At 72.2% G+C, this 17,775-nt stretch carries 16 protein-coding genes; 6 read left to right on the forward strand and 10 right to left on the reverse strand.

Annotation, left to right across the window (positions count from 1 at the left end):
* Positions 1-2: 2 nt before the first annotated feature.
* Positions 3-536: a DUF1993 domain-containing protein gene (locus tag QFW77_RS08790; protein ID WP_280574151.1), complete on the reverse strand. Its 534-nt coding sequence runs from the start codon at positions 534-536 to the stop codon at positions 3-5.
* A gap of 116 nt (positions 537-652) precedes the next feature.
* Here QFW77_RS08790 and QFW77_RS08795 point away from each other — a divergent pair, with 116 nt between their 5' ends.
* The 4 genes from QFW77_RS08795 (at position 653) to QFW77_RS08810 (ending at position 5,426) form a co-directional block, all read left to right on the forward strand.
* Positions 653-3,067, forward strand: coding sequence for a PAS domain S-box protein (locus tag QFW77_RS08795; protein ID WP_280574152.1), 2,415 nt, complete (start codon positions 653-655; stop codon positions 3,065-3,067).
* Between the two features lie 173 nt (positions 3,068-3,240).
* Positions 3,241-4,422, forward strand: coding sequence for a peptidoglycan DD-metalloendopeptidase family protein (locus tag QFW77_RS08800; protein ID WP_280574153.1), 1,182 nt, complete (start codon positions 3,241-3,243; stop codon positions 4,420-4,422).
* 80 nt (positions 4,423-4,502) lie between these two features.
* Positions 4,503-4,724 carry an oxidoreductase-like domain-containing protein gene (locus tag QFW77_RS08805; RefSeq protein WP_280574154.1) on the forward strand — a complete coding sequence of 74 codons (222 nt, stop codon included), beginning with the start codon at positions 4,503-4,505 and terminating at the stop codon, positions 4,722-4,724.
* A gap of 75 nt (positions 4,725-4,799) precedes the next feature.
* Positions 4,800-5,426: an exopolysaccharide biosynthesis protein gene (locus tag QFW77_RS08810; protein WP_280574155.1), complete on the forward strand. Its 627-nt coding sequence runs from the start codon at positions 4,800-4,802 to the stop codon at positions 5,424-5,426.
* Between the two features lie 43 nt (positions 5,427-5,469).
* Here QFW77_RS08810 and QFW77_RS08815 read toward each other — a convergent pair whose 3' ends face one another.
* From QFW77_RS08815 to motA, 5 genes are all read right to left on the reverse strand, one after another.
* The gene (locus QFW77_RS08815; RefSeq protein ID WP_280574156.1) at positions 5,470-5,862 is read right to left on the reverse strand and encodes a host attachment family protein; all 393 of its coding nucleotides are present in this window, start codon (positions 5,860-5,862) and stop codon (positions 5,470-5,472) included.
* Between the two features lie 225 nt (positions 5,863-6,087).
* Positions 6,088-6,417, reverse strand: a complete 330-nt coding sequence (locus tag QFW77_RS08820; protein ID WP_280574157.1) for a thioredoxin family protein — start codon at positions 6,415-6,417, stop codon at positions 6,088-6,090.
* Positions 6,418-6,422: 5 nt separating this feature from the next.
* Positions 6,423-6,662 (reverse strand): hypothetical protein, encoded by a 240-nt coding sequence (locus tag QFW77_RS08825; protein ID WP_280574158.1) that lies wholly within the window; start codon positions 6,660-6,662, stop codon positions 6,423-6,425.
* A gap of 194 nt (positions 6,663-6,856) precedes the next feature.
* On the reverse strand, positions 6,857-7,762 hold the full coding sequence (gene motB / locus QFW77_RS08830) for a flagellar motor protein MotB (protein ID WP_280574160.1): 906 nt from the start codon (positions 7,760-7,762) through the stop codon (positions 6,857-6,859).
* Complete coding sequence (motA, locus tag QFW77_RS08835; protein WP_280574162.1) at positions 7,759-8,622, reverse strand: flagellar motor stator protein MotA; 864 nt, start codon at positions 8,620-8,622, stop codon at positions 7,759-7,761. Before motA ends, motB begins: the two co-directional genes overlap by 4 nt.
* Before the next feature lie 188 nt (positions 8,623-8,810).
* Between motA and QFW77_RS08840 the strand changes: the two genes are divergently transcribed.
* Entirely contained in the window at positions 8,811-8,984 is a 174-nt protein-coding gene (locus QFW77_RS08840; RefSeq protein WP_280574164.1) for a hypothetical protein, read from the forward strand.
* 194 nt (positions 8,985-9,178) lie between these two features.
* Here the strand turns inward: QFW77_RS08840 and QFW77_RS08845 are convergent, their stop codons facing one another.
* From QFW77_RS08845 to QFW77_RS08855, 3 genes are all read right to left on the reverse strand, one after another.
* Positions 9,179-11,494 carry a methyl-accepting chemotaxis protein gene (locus QFW77_RS08845; protein ID WP_280574165.1) on the reverse strand — a complete coding sequence of 772 codons (2,316 nt, stop codon included), beginning with the start codon at positions 11,492-11,494 and terminating at the stop codon, positions 9,179-9,181.
* 374 nt (positions 11,495-11,868) lie between these two features.
* A complete protein-coding gene (locus QFW77_RS08850) occupies positions 11,869-13,053 on the reverse strand; it encodes a BaiN/RdsA family NAD(P)/FAD-dependent oxidoreductase (protein WP_280574195.1) in 1,185 nt (394 codons plus the stop codon).
* A gap of 171 nt (positions 13,054-13,224) precedes the next feature.
* Positions 13,225-14,136, reverse strand: coding sequence for a DUF808 domain-containing protein (locus QFW77_RS08855; RefSeq protein ID WP_280574166.1), 912 nt, complete (start codon positions 14,134-14,136; stop codon positions 13,225-13,227).
* A 213-nt stretch (positions 14,137-14,349) separates the two neighbouring features.
* Here QFW77_RS08855 and QFW77_RS08860 point away from each other — a divergent pair, with 213 nt between their 5' ends.
* Positions 14,350-16,746: a phosphoketolase family protein gene (locus QFW77_RS08860; RefSeq protein ID WP_280574168.1), complete on the forward strand. Its 2,397-nt coding sequence runs from the start codon at positions 14,350-14,352 to the stop codon at positions 16,744-16,746.
* On the opposite strand, the gene QFW77_RS08865 is transcribed toward QFW77_RS08860, so the two are convergent.
* Positions 16,743-17,693 carry an IS481 family transposase gene (locus tag QFW77_RS08865; RefSeq protein WP_280572438.1) on the reverse strand — a complete coding sequence of 317 codons (951 nt, stop codon included), beginning with the start codon at positions 17,691-17,693 and terminating at the stop codon, positions 16,743-16,745. The genes QFW77_RS08860 and QFW77_RS08865 overlap by 4 nt on opposite strands.
* Positions 17,694-17,775: the final 82 nt, after the last annotated feature.

Genomic DNA, 17,775 nt, shown 5'->3' on the forward strand with positions numbered 1-17,775 from the left:
CCCTAATCAGACGCCGGCGCCGGCGCCTCGACGCCGAAGTAGTCTAGCTTCCCCAGCGCCACCCCCTGGTTGCGCAGGATCGCGTAGGCCATGCAGACGTGGAAGTAGAGGTTGGGTAGCACGAAGCCGGTGAGATACCCGCTGCCGTCGAAGTCCAGCGCACCGCCGGTAGGCACGTGGATGGAGATCGGTCGATCCTCCGAGCCGTCGATCCGCTCCGGGCCGAAGCCTTCCAGGCAGGCGCGCGCCCGCACGATGCGGGCCAGCAGCGCGTCGAAATCGGCTTCTGTGTCGGCGATCGGCTCCGGTTCGGCGCCCGCCAGCCGCGCGGCGCCGCCGCAGGCCAGATCGGTGGCGATCTGCACCTGGCGCAGCAGCGGGTACATGTCGGGCGCCAGCCGCGCATCCAGCAGCGCCTCGGCCGTGCCGGTCGCGCGGGCATGCGCCATGCCGCGGCGCAGCAGGTGGGCCAGGTTGCCCAGCATCCGCGAGAACACGGGAACGGAAGCCTGGTACATCGACAGGGGCGCGGCCATGGATGGGTCTCCTCGATCGGGCCGCCAAGCCTAGCCGGTGGACGAACGCGGCCGGTAGCCGCGGACAGCGTCTTCGCGCACGTCTTCCTGCGGCGTGTTCGATTACCCTGGGGCGGATGAACCCGGCGCAGACCATCCTGCTGGTCGAGGACACCCGGAGCGACGCGATGCTCTACGCGGCGTTGCTCAAGCGCGCGCAGCACGCGAGCCGTCGCGTCGATTTCGCCCCCACCCTCGGCGCGGCGCTGCAGATGCTGGCGACCAGCCCGTACGATGCGGTGCTGCTCGACCTGGGGCTGCCCGACTGCCGCGGGCTGGAGGGCGTCGAACGCATCGTCGGCCGCTACCCCGGGGTGCCGGTGATCGTGCTGACCGGCAACGACGAAGCCGGCATCGGCGACCAGGCGATCGCCGCCGGGGCCCAGGACTACCTGCGCAAGGCCGAGGCGCGCGCCGACACCCTGGAGCGGTCGCTGCGCTATGCCTCGGTGCGGCAACGCAACGAGAACGAGGAGCGCGAGTCCCGCCAGGAACTGCGGGCGCTGTTCGACCGCAACCCGGCGCCTGTGTTCGTGTACGACGAGCACACGCTCGCCCTGCTGGCGGTGAACGAGGCGGCGCTGGAGTTCTACGGCTACTCCCGCGAGGCGATGCTGGCGCTCAGCGCGCTTGACGTCCGCGCCCCGGAGGAGCACGACGCGTTCATCGACGAACTGCGCGCGGCTCCGGGAGACCGTCGCGACCCCCGCGACTGCCGCCACGTCACCGCCGACGGCCGCGCCCTCAGCGTCCAGGTCCACACCGACCGGATCCGCTTCCAGGGCCGCGACTGCCGAATCGCGATCGTCCTGGACGTCACCGCGCAGCGCGAGGCGCAACAGCGCCTGGCCGAGAGCGAACAACGCTATCGCGCGGTGTTCGAGCAGAGCCTCGGCTGCTTCTGCACCCACGACCTGGATGGCGTGCTGATCGCGCTGAATCCCGCCGCCGCCGCCGCGCTGGGACGCGATGCGGCCGAAATGATCGGGCACCGCCTCTCGGAATATCTCCCGTCCGGGGCACAGCAGCCGTTCGCCGAATACCTGGCGCGGATCCGCGCCCACGGCGAGGATCGTGGCCTGATCACGCCGCTGCACCGCAGCGGCGCGCCGCGCACCTGGATCTACCACAACCGCCTGTTCCGCGCTGCGGGGCAACCGCCGATCGTGCTGGCCTACGCCCAGGACATCACCGAGCAGCGCCGCACCGAACAGGCGCTGCGCGCCCGGACCGCCGAGATGGCCGCGATCAACGACGCCGCGCCGCTGGGCCTGTTCCATACCGACGTCGCCGGGATGTGCACCTACGTCAACCGTACCTTCGAGCGGCTTTCGGGGCTGGACGGGGCGCAGGCGCTGGGCCACGGCTGGGCCGCTGCCGTTCACCCCGACGACCGCGAGCGCGTGCACGCGGAGTGGGTAAAGGCGGCCGGCAGCGAAGAGGGCCGCTATTCCGGCGAGCACCGCTTCCTGCATGCCGATGGACGCGTCGTCACCGTGCAGGTGCGCGCGGCGCGGGTGACCGTGGACGGCGCGCATACCGGCTTCGTCGGCACGGTCCAGGACATCACCCGCGAACGCGAAGCGCAGGCGGCGACCAGGCGCGGACAGCGGCGCCTGGCCACTCTCGCCGACGCCCTGCCGCTGCTGCTGATGTTCCTGGACCGCAACGGCCGGGTCGAGTTCGCCAACCGCGGCTGGCTGGAGGAGCTGCAGCGCCCGGCCACGCAGATCGTCGGCAGCCCGCTGGTGGAGCTGATCCGGGAGCCGGCCACGCCGTATTTCGTCGAGGGGATCTACCGCGCGCTCGAGGGCGAGCAGCACGAGGTGGAGCTGGAGGATCCGCACGGCGCGGTGCTGCGCACCTGGCATGCGGTCTTCATTCCGCAGCACGACCACCGCGGCCGGGTCGACGGGGTGCACGTGATGCTGCGCGACGTCACCCTGGAGCGGGCGCGGCAGCGCGAACTGGCCGACCGCGCCGACCGCGACCCGCTGACCGGCCTGCTCAACCGGTCCGGCTTCGACATTCGCGCCCAGCGGTGCTGGCAGGCTGCGGCCGCGGCGCAACAGCCGGTGGCGGCGTTCTTCGTGGACCTGGACGACTTCAAGGCGGTCAACGACGACCTCGGCCACGCGGTCGGCGATGCCCTGCTCGTCGACGTCGCGGCGGCGCTGGACGAGGCGCTGCGCGACGACGACCTGCTGGCGCGCATGGGCGGCGACGAATTCGCGGTGGTCGCGGTCCAGGTCGCCGACGACGCCGCCGCAGGCCGGGTCGCCGCCAAGCTCATCGAGGCGGTCTCCGCCGTGACGGCGCGCTACGCCACCAGCAGCGGCGGCCAGGCGTCGTGCAGCGTCGGCTACCACGTCGCCGATCCCGCGCGCATCCAGCTGTCGGCGGCGCTCAAGCGCGCCGACGAGGCGCTCTACATCGCCAAGCGCGCGGGCAAGCGCTGCGCCTCGCCCTGGCCGGGCGGTGCCCGCGTCTGACCGGCCGGAGCAGCCGTTCGGGGGGCATCTCCTGGGCGTGCAGCCGGTCTGGTCGCGCCCCTGGCTTCAGCAGCGCGCGCGTCGACGATCGGACGCCCCCACCCCGGCCTTCCGGCACATCCGCGCGCGTCACCGGGGCCCTAGCCTGGGCGCCGGTCATCCGGAACTTGCCGATGCGGCACGTTGTCTTGGGCGCGATGCTCGCGCTGGCCTGCCTGTCGACGCTGCCCGTCCGGGCCGCCGGCGCGGTGCGCGAATCCTTCGAGTTGCGGGTTCCGGTGGCGCCGGCGCCGTTCGCCGTGGAGGGCCGCGACCTGCTGGTCTACGAGGTCCACCTGACCAATTTTTCCCGGCAGCCGCTGGCGCCGCGGGCCGTGGAGGTCCTGGACGCGGCCAGCGGCGTGGTACTGGAGCGGTTCGAGGGCCCGCGACTGCGGTCGCGGCTGGCGCCGATCGCTCCCGCGGGCGATGCCGCGGACCCCGCCAGCCTGCCCCCCGGCGCGCGGCGGGTGCTGTACCTGGAACTGGCGGTGCCGCCGGGAACAGCACCTGCGGCCCTCCGCCACCGCATCGGGTATGCGGAGGCGGGCGGCGAGGGAGCGGAAACTTTCGTCGTGGAAGGCGCCGTGACGGCGATCCGGGCGCGGGCGGCGGCGCTGGGGCCGCCGCTGCGCGGAGGCCCGTGGGCGGCGGTCTACGGGCCCGAATGGGAACGCGGCCACCGCCGCGTGTTCTACGCCGCCGAGGGACGGGCGACGCTGCCCGGGCGGCTGGCGATCGACTGGTTCCGGCTGGACGACGCCGGGCGCCTGGCGCCGGACGGCGCCGCTGCCCCGCAACAGGCGTGGGGCTACGGCGAGGACGTGCTGGCGGTCGCGGACGCGACCGTGGTCGCCACGCGGGACGACTACCCGGAGGCCGGTGCCGATGGTCCGCCCGCCAAGCGCGCGCTGGCCGATGCCGCCGGCAATCACGTGGTGCTGCGCCTGGACGACGGCCGCCACGTGTTCTACGAACATCTCGCCCCCGGCAGCGTGCGGGTCGATCCCGGCGAACGGGTGGCGGCCGGCGCCGTCCTCGGCGCGCTCGGCTCCACCGGCGATTCGCGGCGCGCGCACCTGCACTTCCACGTCGCCGACTCGCCCTCCCCGCTCGGCGGCGAAGGGCTGCCGTTCGAGCTGGCGCGCTTCCAGCTGCTCGGCCGCCTGGCCGCGATCGAGGCCCTGGGCACCGCGGGCTGGGAGCCGCTGGAGCCCGGCGCGGGCGCGCTGCGCCAGCGCGAGCGCCCGGCGCCGAACGTGGTGCTGGCGTTCCCGGCAGGCACGGCCGAAGCCGGCGCGCCCGCGCAGCCCTAGCGCCGGGAGCCGCGCCGCCGCCGCGGTGGAAAAAGCCGCCTCCACCCCCGCCCGCGTACCGATGCGGCATCATCGATGGCGTGACCACGCCACCGGAACACGCCAGGCGCCGGGCCGTCGACCACGATCCGGATCCACGACCGCAGCCGCCACCGAAGCCGTTGCCGAGCGACTGCTGCGAGAGCGGCTGCCAGACCTGTGTGTACGACCTGTATGCCGACGAGCTCGCGCTGTACGGCGAGGCGCTTGCCGCCTGGCGCACGCGCCACCCGGATGCCGACGCGGGCACCGATGGCGGGTGAGTGCGGCGGCGCCCCCTCCACGCCGCGCCCATGCCCACGCCGCTAGGGTGGCCGCAACCCACCCCGCGCACCGCCGTGGAACAACGCTTCCCAGTATCGCCGGCCGGCGACACGGTCGCCGGCATGGAGGACCTGCTCGACCGTCTCGCCCGCGCCGCCGAGGGGCAGGCGCGGCTGTCGGTCGCCGATCTGCTCGACGCGGCCGGCGCGCGTTCGTTCGGCCCGCTGCTGCTGGTTCCGGGAGTGATCGTGCTGTCGCCGCTCAGCGGCATCCCCGGGCTGCCCACCGCGATGGCGGTGGTGGTCCTGCTGGTGGCCGCACAGCTGCTGCTGCGGCGGCGCAGTTTCTGGCTGCCCGGCTGGGCGCTGCGCCGGCCCGTGCGGCGTGGCCCGCTGCAGCGCGCGGTGCGGGCGCTGCGCCCGGCGGCGCGGGTGCTCGACCGCCTGATCCGGCCGCGGCTGCGGCGGCTGGCCGATACCGGCGGGGCCGCCGCGTACCCGGTGGCGCTGGTGTGCATGTCGATCGCGCTGACCATGCCACCGATGGAACTGGTGCCGTTCGCGAACTCGCTGGCGGGCGCCGCGCTGACCGTCATCGGCCTCGCCCTGGTCGCCGGCGACGGCCTGCTGGTGCTGGCCGCGGCGGCGATCTGCACGGCGGGCGCCGGGCTGCTGGCGTTCAACCTGCCCTGGGCCGGCTGAAGACGGGACGCCGGCGCCGTCAGGTCAGCCGGCCCGATGGCGTCTACGCCAGCGCGCGCTCGATGTCCTCGAGCGGGGCGTTGGTGAAGGTCTTGGCCACTTCCGCGAGCAGCCGCTCTTCGGTCTGCTTGTGCAGCAGCGGGCGGATCCGGCCCAGCGTCTGCGGGTCGGCCATCAGCACCAGGTGCCGGTAGGCGTTCTTCAGCGCGCCTTCGTTCAAGCCCTGCGCCAGCTGCTTGGCGAAGGTGGCCTCGTCGATCTGCATGCCGCTGGATTCGGACGGCATCGAGCCGGCCGGTCCATCGTCGTTCATGTTCATCAGCTCGAGCAGGCCCTCCTGCCTCAACGCCGGGGCGCGCTCGTCGCCGACGTTGCGGAACACGCGCGCGCCGCCGCCGTCCGCGACCACTACCAGGGTTCCCTCGGGCATCTTCATCCTGTCTCCTCAAGTCGCATGCGCCGTGCCGGCGCGAAGGGCCGCAGTCTAGGCGGCCGCGCGTGACGGCCGTGCCATCCGCCCGACGGCGGCAAGCACCGAGGCGTGGCCGGCGCGACGGCCGTTCATCGCGACCGACCCGAGGGCCGGCGCCGCCCGCGCCTCGAAACGCCGCCGACGCCAGGGTCCAGCCGGACGCCGTTCGCCGGGACCCGGTCGGTCCGGCTACCCCGCGTCCAACGCGGCGAGCGCGCGTTCGATCTCGCCGGCGTCCTGCGGGCGCACCAGTCGGGCCACTTCCCGGCCGTCGCGCAGCAGCACCAGGGTGGGCCAGAGCTTGACCCGGTAGGCGCGCCCGAGCGGCTTGCCACGGCCGTCCTCGATACGCAGGTGGCGCAGGTCGCCGCGGGTCTCCAGCAACGGCTGCACCAGCCGCTGCGCGGCGATGCAGTGCCCGCACCAGGACGCACCGAACTCGAGCACGGTCGTACCGGGCAGCGACGCCACCGCCTCGACCGACGGCTCCTCCGCTGCGAAGGCGGTCTGGTAGGCCATTGCGCTCAGGCGTCCGCGTCGCCCGGAGGCACCTTGCGGACCCGGGTCGGCCCGTGCACCAGGCTCGGGTCGTTGCTCTCGCCGGAAACGTTGTCGCCACGCGAGAACGCGTCGCCCTTCGAAGCCTTCTGGTCGTTCACCGCCGTGTTCGCCTGTCGCCGGCGCTCGCGCGGCACCCGCGCACCGGCCGGTTCATGGCGGCTCTCGCCGGTGCTCTTGTCGGCCTTTTCGTTGCGCTCGGTCATGGCGGGTGTCCGCGGCGGAAAGCGCCACCCTGGCAGGGCTGCGGTGAAGCCCTCGCCAACATGCCAGCGGCCACCCGCCAGCCGGCGCACACCTCGCGAATTGGCGACCCGCGGCGAGGTCGCGCGCGCCGCGCCGTTCGACGTCACGTCGCCATGATTCCGCAGGTCATGCGGCCGCGGCGGCGGCGCTGCCGTCAGCGCAAGGCGGCGACCGCGTCGCCTCCTGCGACCGCATGGAACGTGCCTTCGGCCGCGGCCTCGTCCGCGGCACGGTTCATCACGATCAGGCTGATGCGGCGGTTGACGGCACCGCGCGGGTCGGCCTTGTCGAACGGCACCGAAGCGCCGAGCCCGACCACCCGGGCCACCTTCCCTTCCGGCAGCCCCCCGCCCACCAGCGCGCGGCGTGCGGCGTTGGCGCGATCGGCCGACAGCTCCCAGTTCCCGTAGCTGCGCTCGCCGCCCTGGTAGGGCGTCTCGTCGGTGTGTCCACCCAGGCTGAGGCGGTTGGGCACCGCGTCCAGCGACACCACCAGCTCGCGCAGGATCGCATCGGCGTACGGCATCAGCTCGGCCCGGCCGAGCTCGAACATCGGCCGGTTTTGCCGGTCCACGATCTGGATGCGCAATCCTTCCGGGGTGATGTCGAGCAGCAGCTGGTCCTTGAACGGCGCCATCGCCTGGCTGGCCTCGATCGCCGCTTCCAGTTCGCGCTCGAGCGCCTCGAGCTGGCGCCGGTCCTGCTCGCGCAGGGCCTGTTCCGCGGCATCGGTGGCGCCGCCGATGTCGGTGCCCGGGCCGGTCGGGGGGTCCATCGCTCCGCTGACGCGGATGACATCGTTGGCGGCGCCGCCGGCGCCGATCGCGCCCGCCGAGGGCACCAGGCTGGTGCCGGGCACCGCGCTGGGATTGCGGAAGTACTCCGAGATCGCGGCCTTCTCCTGCGGCGAGGCGACCGCCATCAGCCACATCACCAGGAAGAACGCCATCATCGCGATGGCGAAGTCGGCGAAGGCGACCTTCCACGAGCCGCCGTGGTGCTTGCCGGCCACCTTGCGCACGCGGCGCACGATGATGATCGGCTGTTCGGTGGCGTTCATCCCGCGGCCTTGCGCGCGCGCAGCCGGACGTCCAGGTCGGTGAAGCTGGGGCGCACGTCGGAGAACAGCAGCTTGCGCGCGAACTCGATCGCCACCTGCGGCGCATAGCCGCGCAGGTTGCAGACCAGCGCCATCTTGATGATCTCGAACGCCTTGCCTTCCTCGTGGGCGCGGTGCGCGAGCGCCGAGGCCAGCGGGCCCACGAAACCGTAGCCCAGCAGGATGCCGAGGAAGGTGCCGACCAGCGCCGCGGCCACGTGCGCGCCGATCGCCGAGGTCTCGCCGCCCAGCATGCCCATCGTGATCACGATCCCGAGCACCGCGGCAACGATGCCGAAACCGGGCAGGGAATCGGCCAGGGTCTGCACGGCGTGGGCCGGCTCGGCCGCTTCGGCATGGTGGGTTTCCAGCTCCACCTCGAGCAACTGCTCCAGTTCGTGCGGCGCCAGGCCGCCGCCCACCATCAGCCGCAGGCAGTCGGTCACGAACTCCATCAGGTGATGGTCGGCGGCCAGCCGCGGGTAGCGGGCGAACAGCGCGCTGCTGCCGGGCTGCTCGATGTCGGATTCGATGCCGATGAATCCCTCGCGGCGGATCTTCTGCAGCAGGTCGTAGACCATCGACAGGATTTCGAGGTAGTCGTCGCGAGTGTATTTCGGTCCCTTCAGCAGGCCGGGGATACCGCGGGCGGCGCCCTTGACCACCTTCATCGGGTTGCCGGCGACGAACGCGCCCAGGGCGGCACCGCCGATGATCAGCAGCTCGAACGGCTGCCAGAGCGCGAGCAGCTGGCCGTGCGAAAGCAGATAGCCGCCCACCACGCTGAGGATGACGACGACGAAACCGGCGATGACGAGCATGGCGAAGGGACACTGGAGCGGGGGCGCATTCGATATCGGCGCCGAGCCGGCCAGATTGAGCGGCCCGGCGAAATGACCCGGTGGCCGCGACCTCGGCGGCAGGCGCGGTCCGTCCGCGCTCCGTTTTCACGCAGGCCACGCGCTCGCGCGCGCATCGTCGGGCGACCGGACCACGGAGCCGCATAACGATGCAGACCCACGATCCAAGACAGGACCCAGACCGGCCCGACCCGATCCCCGGCCAGGTGCCGAACCCGGGCCGCGACCCGGTGCCCGACCGGCCCATCGATCCGATGCCCGATCAGCCGACCGATCCGACCATTCCGCCGATCCGCGACCCCGACAGCGGCGGCGGGCGTTGAGCGTCCGCCTGGTCGTCGGCGGCGGCGCGCCTAGTCGGCGCTGAGCGGATCGATCACGGCGTCCTCCCGCGAGATGCGGGCGACCGGAAAACGCCCTGCCGGGCATGTTCGCGCAGCAGTCGCTCACGATCCACAAGGATCCACGCGGATGGCGGCCCCGCCGGCCAGGTCGGCCGGCCGGCGCCGCCAATCGTTCAGAACTCCTGCCAGTCGTCCTCGGCGGCGGCCAGCGAAGGCCGGGGCGGGGGCGCCTTCGGTGCGGGCCGCGTACCTGAGCCCGCACTGCGCCCTCCGGCAGCTCCGCCGGATGCCGCCCGGGGCACCGGACGCGCCGCCGCCGGGGTCGGCGACGCCGGCTGCCGCGGCCCCGCCGTCTCCTGGCCGATGCGGAACACCGCCACCGCCGTCGCCAGCCCGCCGGCCTGATCCTCCAGGCTGCGCGCCGCGGCGCTCGCTTCCTCCACCAGTGCGGCGTTCTGCTGGGTCATCTCGTCGAGCTGCATCACCGTCAGGTTGACCTGCTCGATGCCCGAGCTCTGCTCGGCGCTGGCCGCGGTGATCTCGCTCATCAGGTCGTTGACCCGTTTCACCGAGGTCACGATCTCCTGCATGGTGGTGCCCGCGCGGTCCACCAGGCTGGTGCCCAGCGCCACCTTGCGCGTCGAGTCCTCGATCAGCGACTTGATCTCCTTGGCGGCGGCTGCCGAACGCTGCGCCAGGCTGCGCACTTCCGAGGCCACGACCGCGAACCCGCGGCCCTGTTCGCCGGCGCGCGCAGCTTCCACCGCGGCGTTGAGCGCCAGGATATTGGTCTGGAAAGCGATGCCGTCGATCACGCCGATGATGTCGGAGATGCGCTTCGACGATTCGCTGATCGCGCCCATGGTGGTCACCACCTCGGCCACCACCTTGCCCCCGGCCTCGGCCACCTGCCCGGCACCGGCGGCCAGCTGGTTGGCCTGGCGCGCGCCCTCGTCGTTCGCCTTCACCGTGGAGGTCAGTTCCTCCATCGAGCTGGCGGTCTCCTCCAGCGACGCGGCCTGCTGTTCGGTCCGCGCCGAAAGATCCGAGTTGCCGGCGGCGATCTCGCCCGAAGCGGTGCGGATCGAGGCCACCGAGGCCTGGATCCCGCGGACGATGGTCGCCAGCCGCTCGACGGTCCGGTTGACGTCGCCGGCCAGCTCGCCGAACGCGCCCTGGTGGCTGCGCTCCACGCGCTGGGTCAGGTCGCCATCCGCCAGCGCCGCCATGATCCTGCCGACATCGGTGAGGCCGGCATCCGCTTCCCTCATCAGGGTGTTGAGCGCGGTGACCATCTCGCGGAATGCGAACTGGTACTGCGATTCGTCGCCGCGGGCGCTGAAGTCGCCCTGCGCGGCCGCGGCGGCCAGGCGCCCGATCTCCGCGTTGACCGCACCGAGGTTGCGCTTGGTCGCGCGCATCGCCTCGGTCAGCGCGGCCTTCTCGCCGGGCAGTTGCGGCATGTCGGCGGACAGGTCGCCCACCGCGTAGCGTTGGGTCAGTTCCGCCAGGCGGTTCATCACGTCGATGTGCGATGCGGCCAGGGCATTGGTCTTGGCGGCCATCTCGGCGTACGCGCCTTCGAAGGCGCCGGTGTCGATCCGGTAGCTGAGCTCACCGGCATCGTGGCGGCGCTCCATCTCCACCTGGCCGGCGATGACCGCGCCAAGGCGGTCGCGCATGGTCTGCATCGCCTCGAGCAGCTGACCGACCTCGTCGCGCCCGCCCTGCAGCGCCGCGCCGTCGAGTTGGCCGGCGGCGATCTGACGCGCGGCCGTGGTGGCGGCCGAGACCGGCCGGACGATGCTCCGGGCGATCGCCCAGCTCAGTCCCAGCAGCAGCATCAGGGTGACCAGGAAGAAACCGCCGACCTGCCGGCCGGTCGCCCACACCGCGGCGTCGACGTCGTCGAGATAGACGCCCGAGCCCACGACCCAGCCCCAGGCCTCCACGCCGCGCACGTAGGACAGTTTGGCCACCGGCTCCTCATGGCCCGGCTTGGGCCACAGGTAGGGCACGAAGCCCGAGCCGTGCGCACGCACCTGGTCGACGAAGGCCACGAACAGCCGTGTGCCTTCGGGGTCCTCGTACTCGCTCAGGTCCTGTCCGTCCAGTTTCGCGTTGATCGGATGCATGACCATGCGCGGGTGCATGTCGTTGATCCAGAAGTAGTCGTCGCCGCTGGCGCCGTAGCGCAGCCGGCGCACCGCCGCCAGCGCGCCGGCCCGGGCCTCGGCCTGGTCCAGGGTGCCGTCGGCGGCGAGCGCCACGTAGCCCTCGATCACGCCGTGGGCGACGTCGACGGTGGCGCGCACCGCGGCCTGGCGCTCGCTCAGCAGCGCGTTGCGCTCGGCATAGAGGCCGAACCCGGCCATGGCGACCAGGGCGGCGGCGCTGGACAACCCCAGGATCAGGAAGCGGGTCTTGAGCCCGGTTTGTGAAAACCTGGCCCGGAGTGCGGCGAAGCTGTTCGGGGGGGGCGTACTCATGGCGTTCATCTGCGTGATGGCGCCGCAGGCGGCGAACGCGCCGCCGACGGAAACTGCCGGTACGTGCCTTATCGGCCCGCCCCCGGCGGCCTGAAGAACCGCACCTTTACCGTTCAGCCGGCCACAAGCACCACGCGGCGTTCCTGACTGCTCCGGCGGGCGACCGCAGGTGCGCGGCCGAACGCCGGAAGAGCCACGCGGCATCTCGCGCAAAGCGGAAAAACAAAATCGACGCCGCACGAGCGTTCCGCGAGCCGCTTCCCGGCCAGATCGCTCCATCGCCACCGGGCGGGCCGGGGATGAGTGACGACCGAACGCGCATCGGGGAGCGACGTGTCACGCCTCCCCGGCCCGCCTCCCCGCGCCCGCGGACCTCACAGCGCCTCCCCTGCCGCATGCGCCGACGCCCAGGCCCACTGGAAGTTGTAGCCGCCGAGCCAGCCGGTCACGTCCAGCACCTCGCCGACGAAGTACAGCCCCGGCACCCGCCGCGACTCGAAACTCGACGACGACACCTCGCCGGTATCCACCCCACCCAGCGTGACCTCGGCCGTGCGGTACCCCTCGGTCCCGCTGGCGACCAGCGGCCACTCGCGCAACGTCGCGGCCATCGCCTGCAGCTCCGCCGGGAGGTATCGCCGCATCGGCCGGCTCGCCAGCCAGTGCTCGCACAGGCGCTGCGCGAAGCGCTTCGGCATCACCTCGCCCAGCAGCGTGCGCAGCTCGGCGGCCGGGCGCTCGCGCTGCCAGCGCTGCAGCAGCGCGAGCGCGTCCCGCCCGGGCAGCAGGTCCAGCTGCAATGGATCGCCGGGCTGCCAGTAGGACGAGATCTGCAGGATCGCCGGACCGCTGACGCCGCGGTGCGTGAGCAGCATCGCATTGCGGAACGTCTGCCCGTTGCAGGTCGCGGCGACCGGCAGCGCCACGCCGCTCAGGTCCCCGAGCCGCTCCAGGTGGCGGCCGCTGAGGGTCAGCGGCACCAGCCCGGCACGGGTGGGCTGCAGCGCGTGGCCGAACTGGCGCGCCAGCGCATGGCCAAAACCGCTCGCGCCCATGCTCGGGATCGACAGTCCGCCGCTGGCGACGACGAGTTTGCCGGCGACGACCCGGCCGAAGCGGCCGTCGATCGCGAAGGCGCCGTCGTCCTGCACCTCCACCCGCTCGATGCCGCACTGCGTCTCGATGCGCACCCCGGCCCGCGCGCACTCGTCCAGCAGCATCCGCACGATCAGCTTCGACGACTCGTCGCAGAACAGCTGGCCGAGTTCCTTCTCGTGCCAGGCGATGCGGTGCCGCTCCACCAGCTCCAGGAACTGCCAGGGGGTGTACCGCGCCAGCGCCGACTTGCAGAAGTGCGGGTTGGCGGAGAGAAAGTTCTCCGGCGCGGTGCCGGTGTTGGTGAAGTTGCAGCGCCCGCCCCCGGACATCAGGATCTTCTTGCCGACGCGGTTGGCCCCTTCCAGCACCAGCACCCGCAGGCCGCGCGCCCCGGCGACCCGCGCGCACATCAACCCGGCCGCGCCGCCGCCGATCACCGCCACGTCGACCCGTGCCTCCATCGCGCTCACCGGCCCCCGCCGCAGCATCGCCGGCGATGCGCCTGTCCACGGCAAGCGCCGCGGGGCTCCGGGTCCGGCGCGGGCCGCTCTCGCCGCGGAGCCAGCGGCCTGGCCCGCGCGATGATCGCCGGCGGCGGCAGGCCGGTCACGACGCGATCGGTCGCCGCCGGCTCAGTGGGCCATTGCCGCGCCGCCGCGCAGGCGCTGGAACAGCGAGACCGCGGCGAGCACCACCGCACCGGCGACGATGCCGGCCGCCGCGTTGGCGAGCGCCGCACCGAGCGAGCCCAGCATTCCGTCGGGGAGCGCCGCCTCGATGGCGTGATGCAGTGCCGGCACCCCATGCACCAGGATGCCCCCGCCGACCAGGAACATCGCCGCCGTGCCGGCCACCGACAGTCCCTTCATCAGCCACGGTGCGCCGGCCAGGATGGCGCGGCCGATCGCCGCGCGCGCGCCGCCGCGGCCGGCCAGGTGCAGCCCGAGGTCGTCCAGCTTCACGATGGCCGCCACCAGCCCGTACACGCCCACAGTCATCGCCGCGGCGATCGCCACCAGCACCAGCACCCGCTGCAGGAACGGCTGGCCCGCCACCACGCCCAGCGAGAGCACGATGATCTCGGCCGAGAGGATGAAGTCGGTCCGGATCGCGCCCTTGATCTTCTGCCGCTCGCGCGCCACCACGTCGACGCCTTCGTCGGCGATCGCCTGCAGGTGCTCGGCGTGGCGCCGCGCCGCCTCGTCGCGGTGCAGGATCTTGTGGGCGATCTTCTCGAAGCCCTCGTAGCACAGATACGCGCCGCCGATCATCATCAGCGGCAGCACCGCCCACGGCAGCCAGGCGCTGATCGCCAGCGCCGCCGGCACCAGGATCACCTTGTTGAGCGCCGACCCCTTGGCCACCGCCCAGACCACCGGCAGCTCGCGGTCGGCCTTGACCCCGGTCACCTGCTGGGCGTTGAGCGCCAGGTCGTCGCCGAGCACGCCGGCGGTCTTCTTGGCGGCGACCTTGGTCAGCACCGACACGTCGTCGAGGATGCTGGCGATGTCGTCGAGCAGGGTGAGCAGGCTGGCACCGGCCATGCGGAGGATCCTTGGGGAAGAACCGGGATTCTCGCCGATTCGGCGGGTGCGGTGGCACCCGTGGGCGTTCGCGGCGGTCGCCCGGCGTGCGACCGGCCGCACGCCGCTGAGCCGCGAAGGCGGCGCCACGCCGCCACGCGACCATGACCCGGCCTTGGCCATACTCGGGCTGGCGCCGCGTGCGGCGCCCCCGCGCCGGCCCCGGAGACAGGCATGCCCAGCAACGCCAGCACCAGCACGAGCACCGGGCCCGACCGCGAACTGCTGCGGCGCATGGACGCCTGGTGGCGCGCGGCCAACTACCTCTCGGTCGGCCAGATCTACCTGAAGGACAATCCGCTGCTGCGCGAGCCGCTGACGCTCGACCACGTCAAGCCGCGGCTGCTCGGCCACTGGGGCACCACGCCCGGCCTCAACTTCATCTACGTGCACCTCAACCGGCTGATCCGCGAGCGCGACCTCGAGATGCTGTACATCGCCGGGCCCGGGCATGGCGGACCGGCGATGGTCGCCAACACCTGGCTGGAAGGCAGCTACAGCGAGGTCTACCCCGAGGTCTCGCTGGACGCCGAGGGCATGCGCCTGCTGTTCCGCCAGTTCTCCTTCCCCGGCGGCATCCCCAGCCACGTCGCCCCGGAGACGCCCGGCTCGATCCACGAGGGCGGCGAACTCGGCTATTCGCTGGCGCACGCCTACGGCGCGGTGTTCGACAATCCCGCGCTCACCGTCGCCTGCGTGATCGGCGACGGCGAGGCCGAGTCCGGCGCGCTGGCCGCCAGCTGGCACGCCAGCAAGTTCCTCAACCCCGCCAGCGACGGCGCCGTGCTGCCGATCCTGCACCTCAACGGCTGGAAGATCGCCAACCCGAGCTATTTCGCGCGCATGGAACTGGAGGAGCTGCAGCAGCTGTTCCGCGGCTACGGCTACGAGCCGTTCTTCGTCGGCGGCGAGGACCCGGGCACCGTGCACGGGGACATGGCGCGAACCCTGGACACGGTCTTCGACCGGATCGCCGCGATCCAGGCCGAGGCGCGCGCCGGCGCGCCTTCGAAACGGCCGCGCTGGCCGGTGCTGGTGCTGCGCACGCCGAAGGGCTGGACCGGCCCCGCCAGCGTCGACGGCAAGCCGGTGGCGGGCACCTGGCGTTCGCACCAGGTGCCGCTGGCGGGCCTGCGCGACCACCCCGGGCACCTGGCGCAGCTCGAGGCCTGGATGCGCAGCTACCGCCCGGAGGAGCTGTTCGACGAACGCGGCGGCCCGGTCGCTGCGCTGCGCGAACTGGCGCCGGCCGGCACCCGGCGGATGGGCGCATCGCCCCACGCCAACGGCGGCGCCCTGCTCCGCGACCTGCGCCTGCCCGACTACCGCGGCCACGCGGTCGACGTCCCCGCCCCGGGCGCCGTCGACGCCGAGGCCACGCGCGTACTCGGCGGCTACCTGTGCGAGGTGATGGAGAAGAACCTGGAGGCGCGCAACTTCCTGGTGTTCGCTCCGGACGAGAACGCATCCAACCGCCTCGCCGACATCTACCAGGCCAGCGGCAAGCGCCACATCGGCCCGCTGCTGCCGGTCGACGAGCACCTTTCCCCCGACGGGCGGGTGGTGGAGGTGCTGTCCGAACACCTGTGCCAGGGCTGGCTGGAGGGCTACCTGCTGACCGGCCGCCACGGCCTGTTCTCCTGCTACGAGGCCTTCATCCACATCGTCGACTCGATGTTCAACCAGCATGCAAAGTGGCTGAAGGTGTGCCGCGAGATCCCGTGGCGGCGCTCGATCGCCTCGCTCAACTACCTGCTCAGCTCGCATGTCTGGCGCCAGGACCACAACGGCTTCAGCCACCAGGATCCGGGCTTCATCGATCACGTGGTCAACAAGAAGGCGGACGTGATCCGGGTCTACCTGCCGCCCGACGCCAACACCCTGCTGTGCGTGGCCGACCAGTGCCTGCGCTCGCGCGATCTGGTCAACGTGATCATCGCCGGCAAGCAGCCGCAGCCGCAGTACCTCGACATGGAGGCGGCGATCCGCCACTGCGAGGCCGGGGTCGGCATCTGGCCATGGGCCAGCAGCGACCAGGGCGGCGAGCCGGACGTGGTGATGGCCTGCTGCGGCGACGTGCCCACCCTGGAGACGCTGGCGGCCGTGGCGATCCTGCGCGAGGAGTTCCCGGAGCTGCGCGTGCGGGTGGTCAACGTGGTCGACCTGATGACCCTGCAGTCGGAGTCCGAGCATCCGCACGGCCTGTCCGACCGCGACTTCGATGGCATCTTCACCCGCGACCGGCCGATCATCTTCGCCTACCACGGCTATCCGTGGCTGATCCACCGCCTGGCCTACCGGCGCGCGGGCCACGCCCACCTGCACGTACGCGGCTACAAGGAGGAAGGCACCACCACCACCCCGTTCGACATGGCGGTGCTCAACGACATCGACCGCTTCCACCTGGTCATCGACGTGATCGACCGGGTCCCGGGGCTGGGTGCCCGGGCGGCCTACGCCAAGCAGCGGATGCGCCACCGGCTGATCGCGCACCGGCAGTACGTCCACGCCCACGGCGAGGACATGCCGGAGATCCTCGGCTGGCGCTGGCCTGCGGACACGGGCGTCTAGGTGTGTAAACCCAGGACGTTGTTCAGTGGACGCTGGAGGCGACTGATAGGCGGCCGGTAGCCGAGGCTGGCATGTGGTCGATGCCAGTTGTACTGATGGAGCCAGTGAGGCAGGGCCTGGCGCCGCTGGTCTGAGCTGTCATAGGAGCGAGCGTAAGCCCACTCGCGCAATGTGGTCTGGACCAGTCGTTCGGCCTTGCCGTTGGTACGGGGCGTGTAGGGGCGCGTGCGCAGGTGGCGCAGGCCCAGTCGGCGCAGGAGCCGGCGGAACAGCCGGGACTTGTAACAGGCGCCGTTGTCGGTCATGACCCGGGCGAAGGTGATGCCAAGGCCGCGGTAGTACCGTAGCGCTTGCAGCAGCGCCCGGCACGCACTGGTGCCACGTTCGTCGTTCTCGACGGTACCGAAGGCGATCCGGGAGTGGTCGTCGATGGCAAGGTGGACGAACTCCCAACCGGCGCCATCCGAAGTGCCCTGGCGAGCGCCGGTGACGCGATGTCCGGGGCGCCAGAACCGGCCCAGCTTCTTGATGTCCAGATGCAACAGATCACCCACCTGTGGGTACTCGTAGCGGTGGTCCGGGCGCGCTGGCGCCAGCTCGGCCAGTCGATGCAGACCGGCACGACGCATCAGCCGCGCGATCGTGCTCCGGCCGACGGGCAGTGCCAGCGAGATCTGGCGATAGGTCCGCCGCTGGCGACGCAGGGCGACTACCTGCTCGACGACCGGCGCCGGCGTGGCACTGGGGCAGCGAAGCGGGCGCGACGAACGGTCCTGGAGCCCTCCCGGGCCTTCCTCGCGGAAGCGGCGCAACCACTTGTAGGCCGTTCGAGTGCTCACACCCGCAGCGTGGGCGGCTTCTTCGACCCGAAGACCGTGCTCGATCACCCGTTCCACAAGCAGGGCTCGACCGCGAGGCGTAAGACGGGCATGTTTATGCAGGTTCATCCGGGGCTCCTGGGGTGCTGAATGGGTCGCACCTCCAGTGTTCCGGGATCACCCCGGATGAACAACCTACTGAGAGATCACA

Origin of the sequence: Luteimonas endophytica, assembly GCF_029887875.1 — a bacterium.
Classification (GTDB): Bacteria; Pseudomonadota; Gammaproteobacteria; order Xanthomonadales; family Xanthomonadaceae; genus Luteimonas; species Luteimonas endophytica.

What these genes read in the sequence shown, in the direction of transcription:
- QFW77_RS08845 (WP_280574165.1), bottom strand. Translation starts at nt 11,494, where the DNA reads ATGAGTACGCCCCCCCCGAACAGCTTCGCCGCACTCCGGGCCAGGTTT.
- QFW77_RS08815 (WP_280574156.1), bottom strand. Translation starts at nt 5,862, where the DNA reads ATGAAGATGCCCGAGGGAACCCTGGTAGTGGTCGCGGACGGCGGCGGC.
- motB (WP_280574160.1), bottom strand. Translation starts at nt 7,762, where the DNA reads ATGAACGCCACCGAACAGCCGATCATCATCGTGCGCCGCGTGCGCAAG.
- QFW77_RS08855 (WP_280574166.1), bottom strand. Translation starts at nt 14,136, where the DNA reads ATGGCCGGTGCCAGCCTGCTCACCCTGCTCGACGACATCGCCAGCATC.
- QFW77_RS08820 (WP_280574157.1), bottom strand. Translation starts at nt 6,417, where the DNA reads ATGGCCTACCAGACCGCCTTCGCAGCGGAGGAGCCGTCGGTCGAGGCG.
- QFW77_RS08865 (WP_280572438.1), bottom strand. Translation starts at nt 17,693, where the DNA reads ATGAACCTGCATAAACATGCCCGTCTTACGCCTCGCGGTCGAGCCCTG.
- motA (WP_280574162.1), bottom strand. Translation starts at nt 8,622, where the DNA reads ATGCTCGTCATCGCCGGTTTCGTCGTCGTCATCCTCAGCGTGGTGGGC.
- QFW77_RS08790 (WP_280574151.1), bottom strand. Translation starts at nt 536, where the DNA reads ATGGCCGCGCCCCTGTCGATGTACCAGGCTTCCGTTCCCGTGTTCTCG.
- QFW77_RS08795 (WP_280574152.1), top strand. Translation starts at nt 653, where the DNA reads ATGAACCCGGCGCAGACCATCCTGCTGGTCGAGGACACCCGGAGCGAC.
- QFW77_RS08850 (WP_280574195.1), bottom strand. Translation starts at nt 13,053, where the DNA reads ATGGAGGCACGGGTCGACGTGGCGGTGATCGGCGGCGGCGCGGCCGGG.
- QFW77_RS08860 (WP_280574168.1), top strand. Translation starts at nt 14,350, where the DNA reads ATGCCCAGCAACGCCAGCACCAGCACGAGCACCGGGCCCGACCGCGAA.
- QFW77_RS08825 (WP_280574158.1), bottom strand. Translation starts at nt 6,662, where the DNA reads ATGACCGAGCGCAACGAAAAGGCCGACAAGAGCACCGGCGAGAGCCGC.
- QFW77_RS08800 (WP_280574153.1), top strand. Translation starts at nt 3,241, where the DNA reads ATGCGGCACGTTGTCTTGGGCGCGATGCTCGCGCTGGCCTGCCTGTCG.
- QFW77_RS08840 (WP_280574164.1), top strand. Translation starts at nt 8,811, where the DNA reads ATGCAGACCCACGATCCAAGACAGGACCCAGACCGGCCCGACCCGATC.